A 15,069-nucleotide genomic window follows, 5' to 3' on the forward strand; every position below is an offset into this window, starting at 1 on the left:
GGCCGGCTCGGGCAGGGCAGATCCCGCCGGATCGGAACCGGGCCATGGCGAGGGCGGCGGCGCTTGAGGATCGGCTGTTCGCGACCGCGCCGCCACCGACGCGGGGCCGGGAACATGGTGCCTTCGGCCGGACCGTGCGCGGGGAGTGGGTGACCGCGGATCTGGTCGGCCCTTCCAACCTGCGCCTTTTCCTCGGCGTCCTCGACCGGCCGCTGGAACCCGCGCAGCTGGGCGCCTACCGCCGGCAGCGTGGCGCCGCCAGCCGCGACTTCGATCGGCTCCAGGTTGCCGTCGGGCGGCGGTTGATGGTCGTCGTGGCCCGTGGCACGGACCGTGAGCCCGACTGGGTGGAAGTGACCGGCCATCTCGGGCCCCCGCAGGCTGGCGAGGTCTGACGCCGGGACCCATCGACGAAGTCTCCCTACGGCGGCGCGCACGGCGACGCTAGAAGGTGTCACAGGGCGGACCCTGAGCGTAGGAGCCGGGGATGGTCAGGGCGTAGCCGATCAAGGTGATGGGCGGGACCGAGGACGGCTTGCCGGGCGGCAGTCGCGAGGATGGCCTGTGCGCGGGCGGGGAGGCCGAGCCGGTTCCAGTGGAAGATCACGTGTAGTGCGATGATGGCACGTATCCAACGGGTAAGCTGGCCCTCTTCGCGGAGCTTCCGGAGCGTTCCGCCCGCGTCCTCGAAYGCGTCGAGCCAGCTGCCGAGGAGGTCTGCGCGGGCTTCGCCGACGAGGAGACGGTGGACGTCGCCTGTGAAGGAGGCCCAGACCTGCGGGTCCGACGGCGGGTTGGCGAAGACCGAGCGCTGCTCTGCGATCCGTGCCCAGACATCTCCTTGCTCGTTGAAGTCGAGTCCTGCGGTGCGCATGAGCGCCGTGCACAGCACGAGGGAGTGTTCGCGCCGGTTGGTCGGGTTGGTGGCGAGGAACGACAGCAGGTGGTTGCTGTCGTGGTGGAACAGCTCGTGGGYGGCGTTCATGCTGGCGGGGCCGCCGAAGGCGTRGACCTCTGGCTCGTAGATGTCGGCGGTCCAGCGGACTCCATCGGTGAGCAGCGCGTGKGGGCGGTCGGTGGTCGTGTCGTACTGGCCGTCCGTGTCCTGCGCGGTCAGGTAGCGGATGCGCCAGGCGCCCTTGCGGATGAAGAACGCGGATGAAGAACCAGGAGGTGATGAGCCCGTCCGCCTCGGCGCGGGGCAGGATGCGCGCCAGGTGACCGATGGCTTGGTCTTCCCGCCCGCGGGGCTGCGGGCCGGGGTAGCGGATGTTCAGCTGTTTCCATGGGGTCTCGTGCATGTCGGGCCTTCCGGTCAGCAAAGCAGGAGGCAGGCGTCCCAAGACGTCGTGGTCCCGGCCACGGCGAGCTCGGCCCCGGCCGACCCGTCGAGGAAGCCAGGGGATGCGTCCGCCGCAGCGGCGGTGTCCTGGTGCAGACGCAGCAGCGGTGCGAGGGCGATAGGGGTTCGCGCGTCGGCCGCGATCCGGCGTGCGGTGGCGAGTAGCCCGGCGGTCCCGTGGCAGAGGCCGGGTTCAGTGAGCCGGGCCAGTTGGGCCGGGTCGCGGATGCAGGCGGCGAACGCCGTTTCAGCGAGGTGCTCGCGGGTGGTGTCGCCGAGGGCGCGGGCGGCGAGCTGTTGGGTGCGGGCGATACCCGGAGCGCCGTAGCACCACGACGGCCGCAGCGGGCCGCGTTGGCGGGGCTCGCCGCGGTCGAGGTCGTCGAGCGTGACGAACTCCGGCCACCACGATCCTTCGCTGGCTGGCCGCCGCCAGGTATCGAGCCACTGGCAGATCGTCCTGAGCGCCTGTTCCTGTCCRTCGACTCGGACGCCGTCGAGCAGGGCGAGGGCCAGAAGCGCGGCGGGGCCCGTGATGCCGTGGGCGATCCCGTGGTTGCCATGCCCACCGGGCGGGCCGGCCTTCGTGCGGCTGGGGCCGTGGGGGCACCACCAGCCGGGCAGGCCGTCGATCGGCTCCGTGAGAAGCACCAGGTAGGCGAGGACCTCGCGGAGCAGGTCAAGATCGTCGAGGCGGCGGGCTACGACGCCGAGCCCGGTCACCCCGCCGGGCCGGGCGGCCACATGACGGCGCCCGCAGCCGCACACGACCCGGTAGAGATCATGCTGGGTCACGGTCGACCCGGGCCGGGGTGAGATCGTGGGACTGGTGCGAACGGGCGACCCCCGCCGGCCTCGCCCCGGCCAGCGCCGCCCCGCAGTCACACACCCCGACCGGAAAATGCGCCTCGACCCGGGGTCCGGGTCCTCCCGCCAAGCCAGCGTCCACCCGTCCTGCCCGGCTGCTTACCACGTTTCTTCTTCCCGCCCCCGGCGGCACGGCGCTCAGCCCGGTTCGGCCCCACCCGGCCCGGCAGCACCCCGTCCGACGACGGCGGCAACGACGGGTTCCCCGAGTTCCGCGAGCCCGCCCGCCTCAACCGGTCGACCTCCGCCGCCAGCTCCTCGACCCGACGTTCCTGCCCAGCCAGCCGCTCCTCCCGCTCGGCGATCCCGGCCCGCAGCTGTTCGATCAGCCCCGCCCGCGCCACCACGAGAGCAACCAGCTCCTCACGCGACATCTCCTCCGGCGGCGGCACCCCACCACATCACCACACGCACCAGATCCGATGCGCCACACATCAGCCAACAGTCGGACCCGGAACGAGCGCCAACCACTCACAGCAACATCAACAATGAAGCTGAATGTTTACGACGGGCCATGGTGCGGATCATGGCCCAGTGGACGAAGGTGGCAGAGCTGGCCGGGTCGCGTTCGTAGTCCCGAGCGAGGCGGCGGTGGCCGGCGATCCAGGCCAGGGTGCGGTTCCACCACCCACCGCTTCGGAAGCGGCTGGAAGCCTTTCTGTCCTTCCTTCTTCCGGACGATCTCCACGGTGGTCTTCATGACGGTGGCGGCCCAGGTCACGAACCGGCCGGCGAACCCGCCGTATGCTCGGACTACTACGAGACCTCCGTCCCGCTCCACGGCCCTCGGCCGGCCACGAACCTGCCCGCCACCAGACAGGACAGAGGTTGTYGAGGAACGTGAGCAGGCTGTCCGGTGGCCGGTAGCGTTGGGCCTACGACTCTCGGACGCGAAGACCCGCGTACGTCAGGACTGCTCCCGCCCTTCCCGGCATGCCCCGGTCAAGGCTGTCCTCAGCTACGTCGTCCACGAACAGGAACCGGCAGCTGGGGGCGGTGAAGTAGTGGTCGACCAGCAGTTGGCGGGCGCCGTCGCGGTCCTGACGGTTCGTTCGTTCGGGCGCTGACGCATGGTCGGCGGCCGGTGGCGATCACCACCGATAAGGCACCTGTCTACCCGAGGCTCCTCGACGAGCTGCTGCCTGGGATGCCTGCCATGTCGACGCCGCCCGGGAGAACAACCGGATCGAAGCCGACCACGGCCGACTCAAAGCACGACGCYGCGCGGGCTGAAATGGCTGCGCTCGGTCCAAACTCTCAGCGCCGGACACGCCTTAGTCCAGAACGTCCGCCGCGGCCACTTCCGAACTCGGGATCGACAGCAACCCACAGCTGAGGCTGGCCGCCGCGTTCACCGAACTCGCTACCGCTATCTGACCGACAGACGCCCCGGCCCGCTGGCATGCCCAGCTTCCCCGTAACGCAACAGAGCCCCCGGGGATCACCCTCGGCTTGCTGGCAGGCGGACACGTCGCCGACGGCCACGTCCGCGCCGGCGCCGCCGTCAGTCCTTTCCGAACAGGCCGAGATAGCGGCGGGAGCTGTTCGGGCTCAGGTTCGGGTTGTGCAGGGAGGATTGCACGTTGTCAGCTTCCGCGTTGTTGTAGTAGGCCTCGTAGGCGAGGAGTCCGGCGTTCGCCGCGAAGAACTCGTGCATCTTCTCGATGTAGAACGGGTTGTCGCCGCCACCGCCGGTCGAGCGCACCAGTCCCCATTCGGGGACGGCGAACCGCTTGCCGTGGGCGCGGGCGAAGGCGGCGACGGTGCACAGCCCGGAACGCTGCTGGCATTGCCGGGTCCAGACCTGCTCCGTCGTGGACGCCGGATAGGAGTCGTAGGAGTCGATGCTGACGACGTCGACGTAGGCGTCGCCGGGGTAGGCGGACCAGACGTCCGCGCCGCTGCCGGGCAGGCTGTCGMGGTGCGCGGTCATGTTCCAGTCGATCTTCACGTGCGGAGCGGTCGACCGGATCGCGGTGGCGGCGTGTTGGAAGCAGCTTTTCCACGCCTGCGGATCCCGGACGTGCCACCAGAACCAGTCCCCGTTGAACTCCCAGCCGAGGCGCACGTAGGCGTCGCCGCGGCCGTACTTCGACAGAGTCTGCCCGAACTGGGCCCAGTAGCCGTCGTACTCACCGCGAGCGCACRCCTGTTCATTGCCGTTCTGCGGGTACAGCGGTTGCGCCACCGACAGCTCCCCGGGAAAGGCTGCCCGGGTGAACGCCCCGACCGGCCAGGACGCCGTGGTGATGCTCGGCCAGTTGGCGCGGTCCGTGAAAACGATCGCGAGGTCGACGGGACGGCGGGTCCACGCCGCCCACGCGGTCACGTCTGCCGGGAAGTTTCCATTGGCGCCGGATACCCAGCCCAGCCCGGACGGTGCCGGCTCCACGGCGGAGGGGGGCGTGGTGGTTGGTGACGGCCGCGGAGCGCGGGGACGCTCGGGCTGATCCGAGCAGGCCGCCACGCCCAGCACAACAGCCATCACCATCGTCAGTGCGGTCAGCGGCATCCATAACGGCCTGCCCGGGCGAGCCCGGTACCCGGCCCGACCTCGCTGCCGGGCCGTCACGCTGCACGTTCCATCGGGTCCCTCGGTCCTTCCTGGCGCTCCGGTACCACGAAAACCAACCATACCGTTACGTCAGTGTCGTATCGGACAGTCGTCGCGGATGTGGCGGGCGAGCCCAGGATCGATCATGCTGGCAGGTCGGTCGATCGCGGCGATCAGATGCCGGAGAACACCGAGCCCCCGCGGGTACTGCTCCACGGGGACACCTGGACCTGCTTGACTTCGATAAGAGTGGCGGCGTGCCGCCATATTTGCTCAGTTGACGGCACGCAGGCTGGTACCGCCCCTCCTGCGCAACCGGTTCAACGTGTCGGCGGTCGTGTCGTCGGCGGGAAGGAATACCACCAGCTGCTGAGCATCGGCGGGTGGGAGCTCCAGGACCTCGCGGTCAAGCCGCAGTTCACCAACCACGGGGTGTGTCCACCGCAGCGGACCGCGCCGTGGTAGYGCGTGCCGGTTCAGTCGCTGGGTGAAGTCGTCGCCGGCGACCGGAGCGAGTTCCGCCCTGAATTGGGCCGAGCGCTCGGCCGACGGGCCGTGCCACAGGTCGAAGGCTCGTTCGTCGGCGATCTGATCCCATTCCGGGAAGACCTCGCGGGCGCGCCTGTCGGTGAAGACGAAGCGCGTGAGGTTGGGCCTGTCGGTATCGAGCAGCCCCGACGGTCGGGCGACCAGGTCGAAGCCACTGGTGTACGCGAGGATGTCACCCAGGCGGTTGGTGACCAGTGCGATCCCTGGCTCGAGCTGGTCGAGCAGCTTGAGCACTGTCTGCCTGACCTCCAGCCGAGGTTGGGTGAGCGGGCCGATACACACGCCAGCGGCGATCTTGGCCAGGTAGCGCAGGTGCTCCCGCTCGGAGACGTCGAGGCGCAGCGCGTCGGCGAGCGCGTTGACGACGGAGGCCGATGGGTTGCGGTCGCTCCCCTGCTCGATCCGGACGAGATACTCAACGCTGATTCCTGCCAGCGAAGCCAGCTCCGACCGCCGTAGCCCCGGGACGCGGCGCCGGGGGCCTGCCGGCAGGCCGAGCGTCTCGGGCCGGGTGGCATCGCGCCTGGCGCGGAGGAAGTCACCCAGCGGCGTACTCACGCTCTTCACTGTAAGACCGGCACGGCCTCGGTACGCCGTCCGAGGCTGGCCCTATCAGGGCCAGCCTGCGCTCGGTCTGGCTGCCGCTGCCGGCGCGACCGAACATGTGACGCATGAGCGAAACCAGCAAACTTGTCATCGTCGTCGGCAGCGTGCGCGAGGCGAGGTTCGGACCGGTCGTGGCCTCATGGGTCGCCGAACAGGCCTCCGCGCATGGGAGCTTCGACGTAGAGGTCGTCGACCTCGCCGACTTTGAGATCCCCCTATCCCTGCCCGCCGCGTCGCCGAAGTACGCCGGAGACTCATACCCGCGCCCGGCGGGCATGGCACCCCTGACCGCGCGACTCGACGCCGCGGACGCGTTCGTCCTAGTAACCCCCGAATACAACCATAGTTACCCGGCGTCACTGAAGGCTGCCATCGACTGGCACTTCACCCAGTGGACCGCGAAGCCGGTCGCTTTTGTCAGCTACGGCGGCGCGGCGGGTGGTCGGCACGCGGTCCTGCACCTGGAGAACGTCCTCACCGAGCTGCACGCGGTGACCATTCGCGACGGGCTGGCATTCCCGAACTACTTCGTGAACTGGGATGCTGGCCGGCCAGCTGATCCCGACGCTCCCGGCTACGCCAAGACGTTGTTCAACCAGCTTGCCTGGTGGGCCGCCGCACTCCAGAAGGCACGCGCCGAGGTGCCCTACCCCGACTAGTGTCTCGTGATGATGGGCCCGCAGGCCCCCTCCTCGCGCAGCTGATCGGTGAGCTGTCGACAACGGACCCCGCAGGCGTGCCGTCGGGCAGGCCGACCGCGGCGCTRTGGACGTTGACGTGCATGACCCGGTTGGCCCCGTTCGGTGTTACCGGCCGCCCGCGGCGCCGCGGCGGGCGAACTCCTCCTGGGTGAGGTGTTCCGGGCAGTCGACCCGGATGTCGGACGGTCCGAGGCGGTAGTCGAAGAACGCGCAGCGGTGAACAGTGGGTTGGGCGTGGCGGGCGGGTCGGGCGTGGCGGGGTGCGGGTTCGAAGTGCCGGCAGGTGGTGCACGCGCGCGTCACGCTGATCAGATGTTCGGCGTGCAGGCATTCCAGCAGGTCCAGGAGGGTTGCGAGCAGGTGCTCGCCGTCCGGGCGGGGGATCGTGGAGGTCGCTACCTCGACCGGGGCGGTCCACCGGGAGACCGCGTGCGCGGTCCGTTGGCCGTCGGCGGTGAGGTGTAGCCGGTAGTGACGCCGGTCGGCGGGGTCCTGCTGGCGGCCTACGAGCCCTTTGCGGCGCAGGGCCGCCACGGCGTCGCTGACGGTGGGGTCGGCCACGTCGAGTTCACGTGCCAGCGCGCTGGTTCGGGCCGGCGGGGGTGGTCCCGCATAGATGCGGGCGAGGACCCGAAGCTGGGTGGGGGACAGGTCGTGCGCCTCGGCCAGGCGGCGGGCGAGCACCTGCAGGGCCTCGCCGATCCGGTCGAGGGCGGCCACGATCTTCGCGTCGAGTCCGGGGTGGCGTTCCTCGGGGGTGCCGGGCGGTCTCACGCGCACGGTCCGAACGCCGCGTGTATCGCCAGCACCGCTGCCTCCTGCCGTTGGGACTTTCCCGGGTTCGCGACGGCCGACCCGCCGCGAGGGTCGTAACGGGGAAGGTCGGAACCCGCGAGTGGACCTTAGCAATCCGATCCGCCMGGACCGGATCGTTAGGAGTCCTTGACATMAAAGGTCGTCCCGCACATAGTTCTCCTTGTCGACTGAAATTGTCGAGATAGCGGCCGATGCCGGGTTGGGCCGTGCGGCGCGGGAGCGTCGCCGGACCGGGCGGGTTCGGTCCGCGTCCRTGGGGGAACACCAAGGAGGCGAGCATGCCGAAGCTTGCCCGCAGTGACTGGTACGACCTTGCCCGCGACACCAACTGGTCGTTTGGCTATGTGTCCGAGCAGGACGTCTTCCCAGAGGAGCTGTCGGGGACGGGCCGGGTCCCAGCCGAGGGGTGGCTGGCCTGGGACGAGCCATACAAGATCACTTATCGGGAGTACGTGCACAACCAGGTGACGAAGGACACCACGACGTACTCGGTCAAGAACGCGATCGCCCGCTCGGCGCTGTTCGAGAAGCTCGACCCGGGATGGAAGTCGGTGATCCTGGCGCACTACGGCGCGATCACGATGCCGGAGTACCTCGCCTCCATCGGTGAGGCGCGGATGGGCCGGTTCGGGCGGGCGGCGGCGTGGCGCAATACGGCGACGTTCGGCACGCTCGACGAGGTCCGGCACGGCCAGATCCAGGCGTTCTTCCCCTATGGGTTGATCGGGAAGGAGCCGCGGGCCGACTGGGCGCTCAAGGCGTTCCACACGAACGACTGGATCGTGCTCGCGGTCCGGCAGCTGTTCGACGACATGTTCGTCGCCAACGACGCGCTGTCGATCGCGCTGCAGCTCACCTTCACCCTTGAGACCGGTTTCACGAACCTGCAGTTCCTCGGCATGGCGGCCGACGCGATCAAGGTGGGCGACCTGGAGTTCGGATCGCTGATCTCCAGTATCCAGACGGACGAGGCCCGCCATGCCCAGCAGGGCGAGCCGACCATCAAGATCCTTGCCGAGGGCGGCCACAAGGACTGGGGCCAGTTCCTCATCGATCACATGTTCTGGCGGTCATGGCGGGTGTTCGCGCTGCTGACCGGCCTGTCGATGGACTACTACACCCCGCTCGAGCATCGGACGATGTCGTTCAAGGAATTYATCGAAGAGTGGGTGATCAAGCAGTTCTCCGACCAGTTCCGGGACTTTGGCCTGGAGTATCCGTGGTACTGGGAGGAGTTCGTCAACGAACTCACCTGGTACCACCACGCGATTCACCTCGGGGTGTGGAACTGGCGGCCGACGRTCTGGTGGAACCCGGACGCCGGCGTCTCGGCGGACGAGCGGGTGTGGCTGGAGGAGAAGTACCCGGGCTGGAACCGCACGTTCGGCAAGTACTGGGATGCCATCGGCGACAACATCCGCGCGGGGAAGGTCGAGGCCACCTTCCCGGAGACGCTGCCGTTGGTGTGCAATCTGTGCCAGCTGCCGATCGTGCGGGCCGCCGGCGTGGAGGCCGGCGCGCTGGCCTCGGCCGCTCCGCTGCGCCACACCCACGGGGGCCGTGACTACCTGTTCTGCTCGGAACCCTGCAAGTGGATCTTCGCGCGGCGTCCGGAGCGGTTCGCCGGGCACCGGTCGCTGGTGGACCGGTTCCTCGCCGGCGAGATCAGCCCGCCCGACCTCGGCGGCGTGCTCGCCTACATGGGGCTGTCGCCGGCCGAGCAGGGACAGGATGCCACCGGCTACGCCTGGGCGCAGGCCGCGGCGGCGGGCGCAACCGGCGCCAGGGCGGCACGGYGATGACGTCTTGGGCACAGGTGACCCCCGGAGCGCGGGAGCACTGCCACGAGTACGTCCACGAGTACGTCCACGAGTACGTCCACGAGCACTCCGAGGGGGCCCGATGGCTCTGCTGCCGCTGAGCGCGGTTTTCGAACACGACTTCGTGTCGCTGCTGGTGGCGGTGGACGACGCCGACACCGTCGAGGTCGTYGGCCAAAAGATCGCTCACCACGTTGTGGGCCGGCGTCTGCCGGCCAGCGACGCGCCGGTGGGGATCCGCCACAACGGTCAGGTGCTCGCCCGCGAGGCGCGCATCGGCGAGGCCGGCGTCGGCCCGCTCGACCATGTCGAAGCCTTCTTCGATGAGTAGCGCGTCGGCGGGTGGTGCGTCGGCGGGTGGCACCACAGTGGCGTGGACCGACGTCGCCTCGCTGGACGAGGTGTGGGAAGGCGATGTGCTCGAGGTGACCGCGGGCGCCGAGCAGGTGCTGCTGGCACACCTGCCCGGCGGGGCGCTACGGGCGTACCAGGCGGTGTGCCCGCACTCGCGGTTCCCGCTGGTCAACGGCGCCGTCGAGGACGGGGTGCTCACCTGCGCCGCGCATCATTGGGAGTTCGACCTGGCGACCGGCGAGAGCCTCAACCCGAGCGACTGCCGGCTGTACAGCTTCCCGGTGCGCGCCGACGGCGAGCGGATCATTGTCGGGATCCCACCCGACGGCCGACGTCACTACCACCGCTGCCGTGGCGATGCGACCGCGGCCCCGACGGGGAGACGATTTTCATGACCGCCGACTCCAGCCGCCTGGTAGGCCCCATCGTCCGCGGATTCGATCCGGACGTCGTCGAGGCACTGCACGCCGCGATCGAGAAGGACAACCCCGACCAGACGCTGGTCGTGGAGGACCGCAACGGCTACGTGCGCATCAACGCGCCCCGCTTCCTGCGGGTCACCCGCACCAGCCTGGAGGAGGCCGCCGGCCGGTCCGTCCCGCTCGCCACCCTCGAACCCGCCCTCGCCGGCTTTGCCGGGCGGATGCGGTACGTGAGCGACGACGAACTCGTCTGGTACCTGGACCGGAAGGACTGAGGATGACCACCTCCCCCACGGCGAGGCCTCTGYGCACCTGGAGTGTGTTCGACGGGGCCCGCCGCAAGCCCAACGAGTACGAGACCGTCACCGGCCACTTCCACTACCACTTCGGGCGGCAGCCGGCCCCGTTCGACCTTGATCCCAACAGTCCGATCAACCGGTGGTACCTGCGCTACCGCGAGGGCTCGCCGCTGCGGGGCGTGGACTGGGAGGAGTTCCGCGACCCCGCCCAGCTCAACTACCGCCGCTACATCGCCCTGCAGCACGACCGGGAGATCTACGCCGAAGGTGTCGTCGACCACTTCGAGGCCCTCGATGCGGATGCCGGCCTGGACCCGGTCTGGGTGGGCGTCCTCGCGCGGCTTTACCTGCCCGCCCGCTACCTGTTCCACGTGCTGCAGATCACCAGCCTGTACGTCGGCCAACTCGGACCCAGCGCCTACGTCAGCAACGCCGCGTTCTTCCAGGCCGCCGACGAACTGCGCGCTCTGCAGTGGATCGCCTACCGGGCCAAGGCGCTGTCGTTGGTCCACGGCGCCGACCTCGCCGACAGCCGGGTCACCCGACGGTTCTGGGAAGACGACCCGGCCTGGCAACCCGCCCGAGAGGCGCTGGAGCGGTTGCTGGTCGCCTACGACTGGGCGGAGGCCTTCACGGCACTGAACCTCGTCGTCAAGCCGGCGCTCGACACCCTGCTCAAGACCGCCCTCGCCGATCTCGCGGACGCCAACGGCGACGGCCTGACCGCCCAGCTGCTGCGCGAGTCCGGCGTCGACGGCGCCCGCAGCCGGGCGTGGAGCGCGGCCCTGGCCCGCCACGCCATCGCCGGACGCCCCGACAACGCCGCGGTTCTCGCCGCCTGGGAAGAAAACTGGCGCCCCCGCGCGGAGAAGGCCGTCGCGGGCTTGGCGGCCCTGTTCGACAATGCCCCGAACCCGGCCAGCCCGGCCGAGGTCGCCACCACCGTCGCCGCGACCACCGCGGCGTTCCGTGCCTCCTGGACCGGCACGGCGGATCCTGCCTGAACCGGCGGATCCCGCCTGAACCTCCGGCCTCCACCACCGATCCGCCCCCGGGAAGGACCCATGTCCGTCACCGACGACTACCTGACCAACAACGCCGCCTACGCGAAGACCTTCGCCGGGCCGCTTCCGCTGCCGCCGTCCAAGCACATCGCCGCCGTCGCCTGCATGGACGCACGGCTCAACGTCTACGCGATCCTTGGCCTGGGCGACGGCGAGGCTCACGTCATCCGCAACGCCGGCGGCGTCGTCACCGACGACGAGATCCGTTCCCTCGCGATCAGCCAGCGCCTGCTCGGCACCCGCGAGATCATCCTGATCCACCACACCGACTGCGGCATGCTGACCTTCACCGACGACGATTTTAAACGCTCGATCCAGGACGAGACCGGGATCAAACCAGAATGGGCCGTGGAGTCGTTTACCGACCTGGCCGAAGACATACGCCAGTCGATTGCGCGGATCAAGGCGAGCCCGTTCATCCCGCATACCGACGCCATCCGCGGCTTCATCTTCGATGTTGCCACCGGACTGCTCACCGAAGTCGCGTGATATCCGCCTGCCGCACCCTGCTGTTCAGCGCCTTCGAGTATCGACTCACCATTACCGGCATCATCATCGGTTCTTTCTGACGGCACCGTATTTCTGACGATGCCGTATTTCTGGCGGCACCGGGCTTCGCCCGCCGTCGGGGTGCTTCGGGGATCCGTACCGTCGATCCGCGAAGCACCCTGGGGGCCAGGTGGGTGGGGTCGGTGGGCGGCACCGGAGCCGGTGATTCCCACCGGCCCGACCCACCGGCCCCACCCGTCACCTGGTCAGTGGGTCAGCCGCGCTTGCGGCCGGACTCACCGAGAGTGATCTGGTCGCCGTTGACGATGCCGGCCCGGCGCAGCGCCTCGGCGATCGCGCCGTCCGGCACGCTGGATCCACCGCGGCCACCGGAACCGTTCCTGCCACCGGCACCGCGCCCGCCGGCACCACCGGCACCGCGCCCGCCGGCACCACCGCGTTCGCCACTCGCGGTGCCCCGGCCGCCATTCCGCCGATCACCATGATCACGGCTTCCGCCGCGTCCGGCGCCCGCACTCGCGGTGCCCCGGCCGCCATTCCGCCGATCACCATGATCACGGCTTCCGCCGCGTCCGGCGCCCGCACCCGCGGCTCCCCGCCGGTCACCCTCGCCGTCCCGGCGGCCCGGGCCCCCGGCACCGGCCTCGTCGTCCAGCCGCAGCGTCAGCGAGATCCGCTTGCGGGGGATGTCGACGTCGAGAACCTTCACCGTCACGATGTCGCCGGGCTTGACGACCTCGCGCGGATCGCTGACGAAGTTCTTCGACATCGCCGACACGTGCACCAGGCCGTCCTGGTGAACGCCGATGTCGACGAAGGCCCCGAACGCGGCGACGTTCGTGACGGTCCCCTCCAGGGTCATGCCGGGGACCAGGTCCGCGAGCGTCTCGATCCCCTCGGTGAATGCCGCCGTCCTGAAGGCCGGCCGCGGGTCACGGCCGGGCTTCTCCAACTCGGCGAGGATGTCGGTGACGGTCGGCAGGCCGAAGGTGTCGTCGACGAACTCGCTCGGCTTCAGGGCTCGCAGGACCGCCCCGTTGCCGATGAGGGAGCCGAGGTCGCCGCTGGTCGCCGCGAGGATGCGCCGCACCACCGGGTAGGACTCGGGGTGCACGCTGGAGGCATCCAGCGGGTCGTCCCCGTCGGGGATGCGCAGGAAGCCGGCGCACTGCTCGAACGCCTTCGGCCCGAGGCGGGGGACGTCCTTCAGGGCGGCCCTGGTCTGGAACGGCCCGTGCGTGTCGCGGTGGCGCACCACGCTCTCCGCGAGGCTCGCCCCGATTCCGGACACCCGGGTCAGCAGCGGGGCGGACGCGGTGTTGACGTCCACCCCCACCGCGTTCACGCAGTCCTCGACCACCGCGTCCAGGGACGACGACAGCCGGGACTCGGACAGGTCGTGCTGGTACTGCCCAACCCCGATCGATTTCGGGTCGATCTTCACCAGCTCCGCGAGCGGGTCCTGCAGCCGCCGGGCGATCGACACGGCCCCGCGCAGTGAGACGTCGAGCCCCGGAAGCTCCGCCGCGGCGTAGGCGGACGCCGAGTACACCGACGCCCCCGCCTCCGAGACCGTCACCTTCGTCAGCGACAGCTCCGAGTGCCGGCGGATGAGGTCCTCGGCGAGCTTGTCGGTCTCCCGGGAGGCCGTCCCGTTCCCGATCGAGATCAGGTCGACGCGATGCTCCCGGGCGAGCCGGGCCAGGGTGGCGATCGACTCGTCCCACCGCCGCGCCGGGACGTGCGGATGAATGGTGTCGGTGGCGACCACCTTGCCGGTCGGGTCGACCACGGCGACCTTCACTCCGGTGCGGTACCCCGGGTCGAGACCCATGGTCGCCCGGGTTCCGGCCGGCGCCGCGAGCAGCAGGTCACGCAGGTTCGCCGCGAACACCCGCACGGCGGTGTCCTCGGCGGCCGTCCACAGCCGCATCCGTAGATCGATGCCGAGGTGCACGAGGATGCGGGTGCGCCAGGCCCAGCGGACCGTGTCGAGGAGCCACCGGTCCGCCGGTCGGCCCGCGTCGGAGATCCCGAACGCCTCGGCGATCCGCGTCTCGTAGTCGGTCGGCCCGGGCGGCGGGGCGGCGTCCGGCTCCGCCGGCACGTCCGGTTCGAGGGTCAGGTCGAGGATCTCCTCCTTTTCCCCCCGGAACGCCGCGAGGATGCGGTGCGACGGCAACGAGGTGAACGGCTCCGAGAAGTCGAAGTAGTCCGAGAACTTCGCCCCCGCCTCCTCCTTGCCCTCCCGGACCCGGGATACCAGGACACCACGCGACCACATCCGCTCGCGCAGCGTGCCGATCAGGTCGGCGTCCTCGGCGAACCGTTCGACGAGGATCGCCCGCGCCCCCTCCAGCGCGGCACCCGCGTCGGCCACACCCTTCTCCGGATCGACGTAGGCCGTCGCCGTGGCGTACGGGTCGAGCGAGGGGTCGCCCAGCAGGCTCTCCGCCAGCGGTTCGAGGCCGGCCTCCCGGGCGATCTGCGCCCTGGTCCGCCGCTTCGGCTTGAAGGGCAGGTAGATGTCCTCCAACCGGGCCTTGGAGTCGGCGGCGAGGATCTGCGCCTCCAGGGCGTCGTCCAGCTTGCCCTGCGACCGGATCGATTCGAGGATCGCGGCGCGCCGATCCTCCAGCTCCCGCAGGTAACGCAGCCGTTCCTCCAGCGTGCGCAGCTGCGTGTCGTCGAGGGTGCCGGTCGCCTCCTTGCGGTAGCGGGCGATGAAGGGCACGGTGGCACCACCGTCGAGCAGGTCGACCGCCGCCGTCACCTGCCCCTGGCGCACGCCGAGCTCCTCGGCGATCCGCTGATGGATGGAACGCTGCGGGACAGATGTCGTCGTCACAATCCCTGATCCGCCTTCTCGTCGATCTTCGGTCGCCGGGCCGGGGTCGGCCGCGTCGTCGCTCGGGCGCCGCGCGGTGAGACCCGCGCCGACGCCCTGACTGCGAGACTACGGGTGATCACGAGGTTTTCCGCCCGCGGGCGGCGGTCCCGGTGCGCGTTCCCGCGTTCCCGCGTTCCCGCGGCCTCCTGGTCTCGAGCGCCGGCCTCCTGGTCTCGGGCATCGTCCCCGCGTGGCGCGGTCACGGCGGCGACCGGCCCGGCCCGGCGTGGTCCGCCCGGCCGGAGAACCGGTTCCGGGCTGGTCGGGTCGTTTCC

The 15,069-nt window shown here is 70.0% G+C and carries 13 protein-coding genes and 4 pseudogenes; 9 read left to right on the forward strand and 8 right to left on the reverse strand.

The window, feature by feature from the left end; translation table 11 throughout:
• The first annotated feature begins 44 nt into the window (after window positions 1-44).
• Window positions 45-395 carry a hypothetical protein gene (locus CcI156_RS08180; RefSeq protein ID WP_023840158.1) on the forward strand — a complete coding sequence of 117 codons (351 nt, stop codon included), beginning with the start codon at window positions 45-47 and terminating at the stop codon, window positions 393-395.
• A 59-nt stretch (window positions 396-454) separates the two neighbouring features.
• Here the strand turns inward: CcI156_RS08180 and CcI156_RS23970 are convergent.
• The 4 genes and pseudogenes from CcI156_RS23970 to CcI156_RS26745 form a co-directional block, all read right to left on the reverse strand.
• Window positions 455-1,301 (reverse strand): annotated as a pseudogene (locus CcI156_RS23970) (thiopeptide-type bacteriocin biosynthesis protein).
• A gap of 14 nt (window positions 1,302-1,315) precedes the next feature.
• Window positions 1,316-2,068 (reverse strand): annotated as a pseudogene (locus tag CcI156_RS08190) (lanthionine synthetase C family protein); the annotation flags it as partial.
• A gap of 155 nt (window positions 2,069-2,223) precedes the next feature.
• Window positions 2,224-2,601, reverse strand: a complete 378-nt coding sequence (locus tag CcI156_RS08195; protein WP_035941041.1) for a hypothetical protein — start codon at window positions 2,599-2,601, stop codon at window positions 2,224-2,226.
• Between the two features lie 184 nt (window positions 2,602-2,785).
• A pseudogene (locus CcI156_RS26745) lies at window positions 2,786-2,957 on the reverse strand (IS5/IS1182 family transposase); the annotation flags it as partial.
• A gap of 303 nt (window positions 2,958-3,260) precedes the next feature.
• Between CcI156_RS26745 and CcI156_RS08205 the strand changes: the two are divergent.
• Window positions 3,261-3,586 (forward strand): annotated as a pseudogene (locus CcI156_RS08205) (DDE-type integrase/transposase/recombinase); the annotation flags it as partial.
• A gap of 127 nt (window positions 3,587-3,713) precedes the next feature.
• Here CcI156_RS08205 and CcI156_RS08210 read toward each other — a convergent pair.
• The gene (locus CcI156_RS08210; protein WP_371681779.1) at window positions 3,714-4,694 is read right to left on the reverse strand and encodes a glycoside hydrolase family 26 protein; all 981 of its coding nucleotides are present in this window, start codon (window positions 4,692-4,694) and stop codon (window positions 3,714-3,716) included.
• A gap of 342 nt (window positions 4,695-5,036) precedes the next feature.
• The gene (locus tag CcI156_RS08215) at window positions 5,037-5,870 is read right to left on the reverse strand and encodes a helix-turn-helix domain-containing protein (RefSeq protein WP_011434677.1); all 834 of its coding nucleotides are present in this window, start codon (window positions 5,868-5,870) and stop codon (window positions 5,037-5,039) included.
• Window positions 5,871-5,983: 113 nt separating this feature from the next.
• Between CcI156_RS08215 and CcI156_RS08220 the strand changes: the two genes are divergently transcribed.
• Window positions 5,984-6,577: an NADPH-dependent FMN reductase gene (locus CcI156_RS08220; RefSeq protein WP_011434678.1), complete on the forward strand. Its 594-nt coding sequence runs from the start codon at window positions 5,984-5,986 to the stop codon at window positions 6,575-6,577.
• A 147-nt stretch (window positions 6,578-6,724) separates the two neighbouring features.
• Here the strand turns inward: CcI156_RS08220 and CcI156_RS08225 are convergent, their stop codons facing one another.
• Complete coding sequence (locus CcI156_RS08225; protein WP_052154512.1) at window positions 6,725-7,399, reverse strand: MarR family winged helix-turn-helix transcriptional regulator; 675 nt, start codon at window positions 7,397-7,399, stop codon at window positions 6,725-6,727.
• Between the two features lie 314 nt (window positions 7,400-7,713).
• Between CcI156_RS08225 and CcI156_RS08230 the strand changes: the two genes are divergently transcribed.
• From CcI156_RS08230 to CcI156_RS08255, 6 genes are all read left to right on the forward strand, one after another.
• Window positions 7,714-9,237: an aromatic/alkene/methane monooxygenase hydroxylase/oxygenase subunit alpha gene (locus CcI156_RS08230; RefSeq protein WP_076805228.1), complete on the forward strand. Its 1,524-nt coding sequence runs from the start codon at window positions 7,714-7,716 to the stop codon at window positions 9,235-9,237.
• A gap of 100 nt (window positions 9,238-9,337) precedes the next feature.
• Window positions 9,338-9,586 (forward strand): toluene-4-monooxygenase system B family protein, encoded by a 249-nt coding sequence (locus CcI156_RS08235; RefSeq protein ID WP_011434681.1) that lies wholly within the window; start codon window positions 9,338-9,340, stop codon window positions 9,584-9,586.
• Window positions 9,579-10,004 (forward strand): Rieske 2Fe-2S domain-containing protein, encoded by a 426-nt coding sequence (locus CcI156_RS08240; protein WP_023840149.1) that lies wholly within the window; start codon window positions 9,579-9,581, stop codon window positions 10,002-10,004. Before CcI156_RS08235 ends, CcI156_RS08240 begins: the two co-directional genes overlap by 8 nt.
• Entirely contained in the window at window positions 10,001-10,306 is a 306-nt protein-coding gene (locus CcI156_RS08245; protein WP_011434683.1) for an MmoB/DmpM family protein, read from the forward strand. The genes CcI156_RS08240 and CcI156_RS08245 overlap by 4 nt, the downstream gene beginning before the upstream one ends.
• Window positions 10,307-10,308: 2 nt before the next feature.
• Entirely contained in the window at window positions 10,309-11,334 is a 1,026-nt protein-coding gene (locus CcI156_RS08250; RefSeq protein WP_076805152.1) for an aromatic/alkene monooxygenase hydroxylase subunit beta, read from the forward strand.
• Between the two features lie 60 nt (window positions 11,335-11,394).
• Window positions 11,395-11,883, forward strand: a complete 489-nt coding sequence (locus CcI156_RS08255; RefSeq protein WP_011434685.1) for a carbonic anhydrase — start codon at window positions 11,395-11,397, stop codon at window positions 11,881-11,883.
• Window positions 11,884-12,157: 274 nt separating this feature from the next.
• Here the strand turns inward: CcI156_RS08255 and CcI156_RS08260 are convergent, their stop codons facing one another.
• Window positions 12,158-14,752 carry a Tex family protein gene (locus tag CcI156_RS08260; protein ID WP_011434686.1) on the reverse strand — a complete coding sequence of 865 codons (2,595 nt, stop codon included), beginning with the start codon at window positions 14,750-14,752 and terminating at the stop codon, window positions 12,158-12,160.
• Between the last annotated feature and the right edge of the window lie 317 nt (window positions 14,753-15,069).

It is taken from the genome of Frankia sp. CcI156, assembly GCF_001983015.1.
Lineage (GTDB): Bacteria > Actinomycetota > Actinomycetes > Frankiales > Frankiaceae > Frankia > Frankia casuarinae.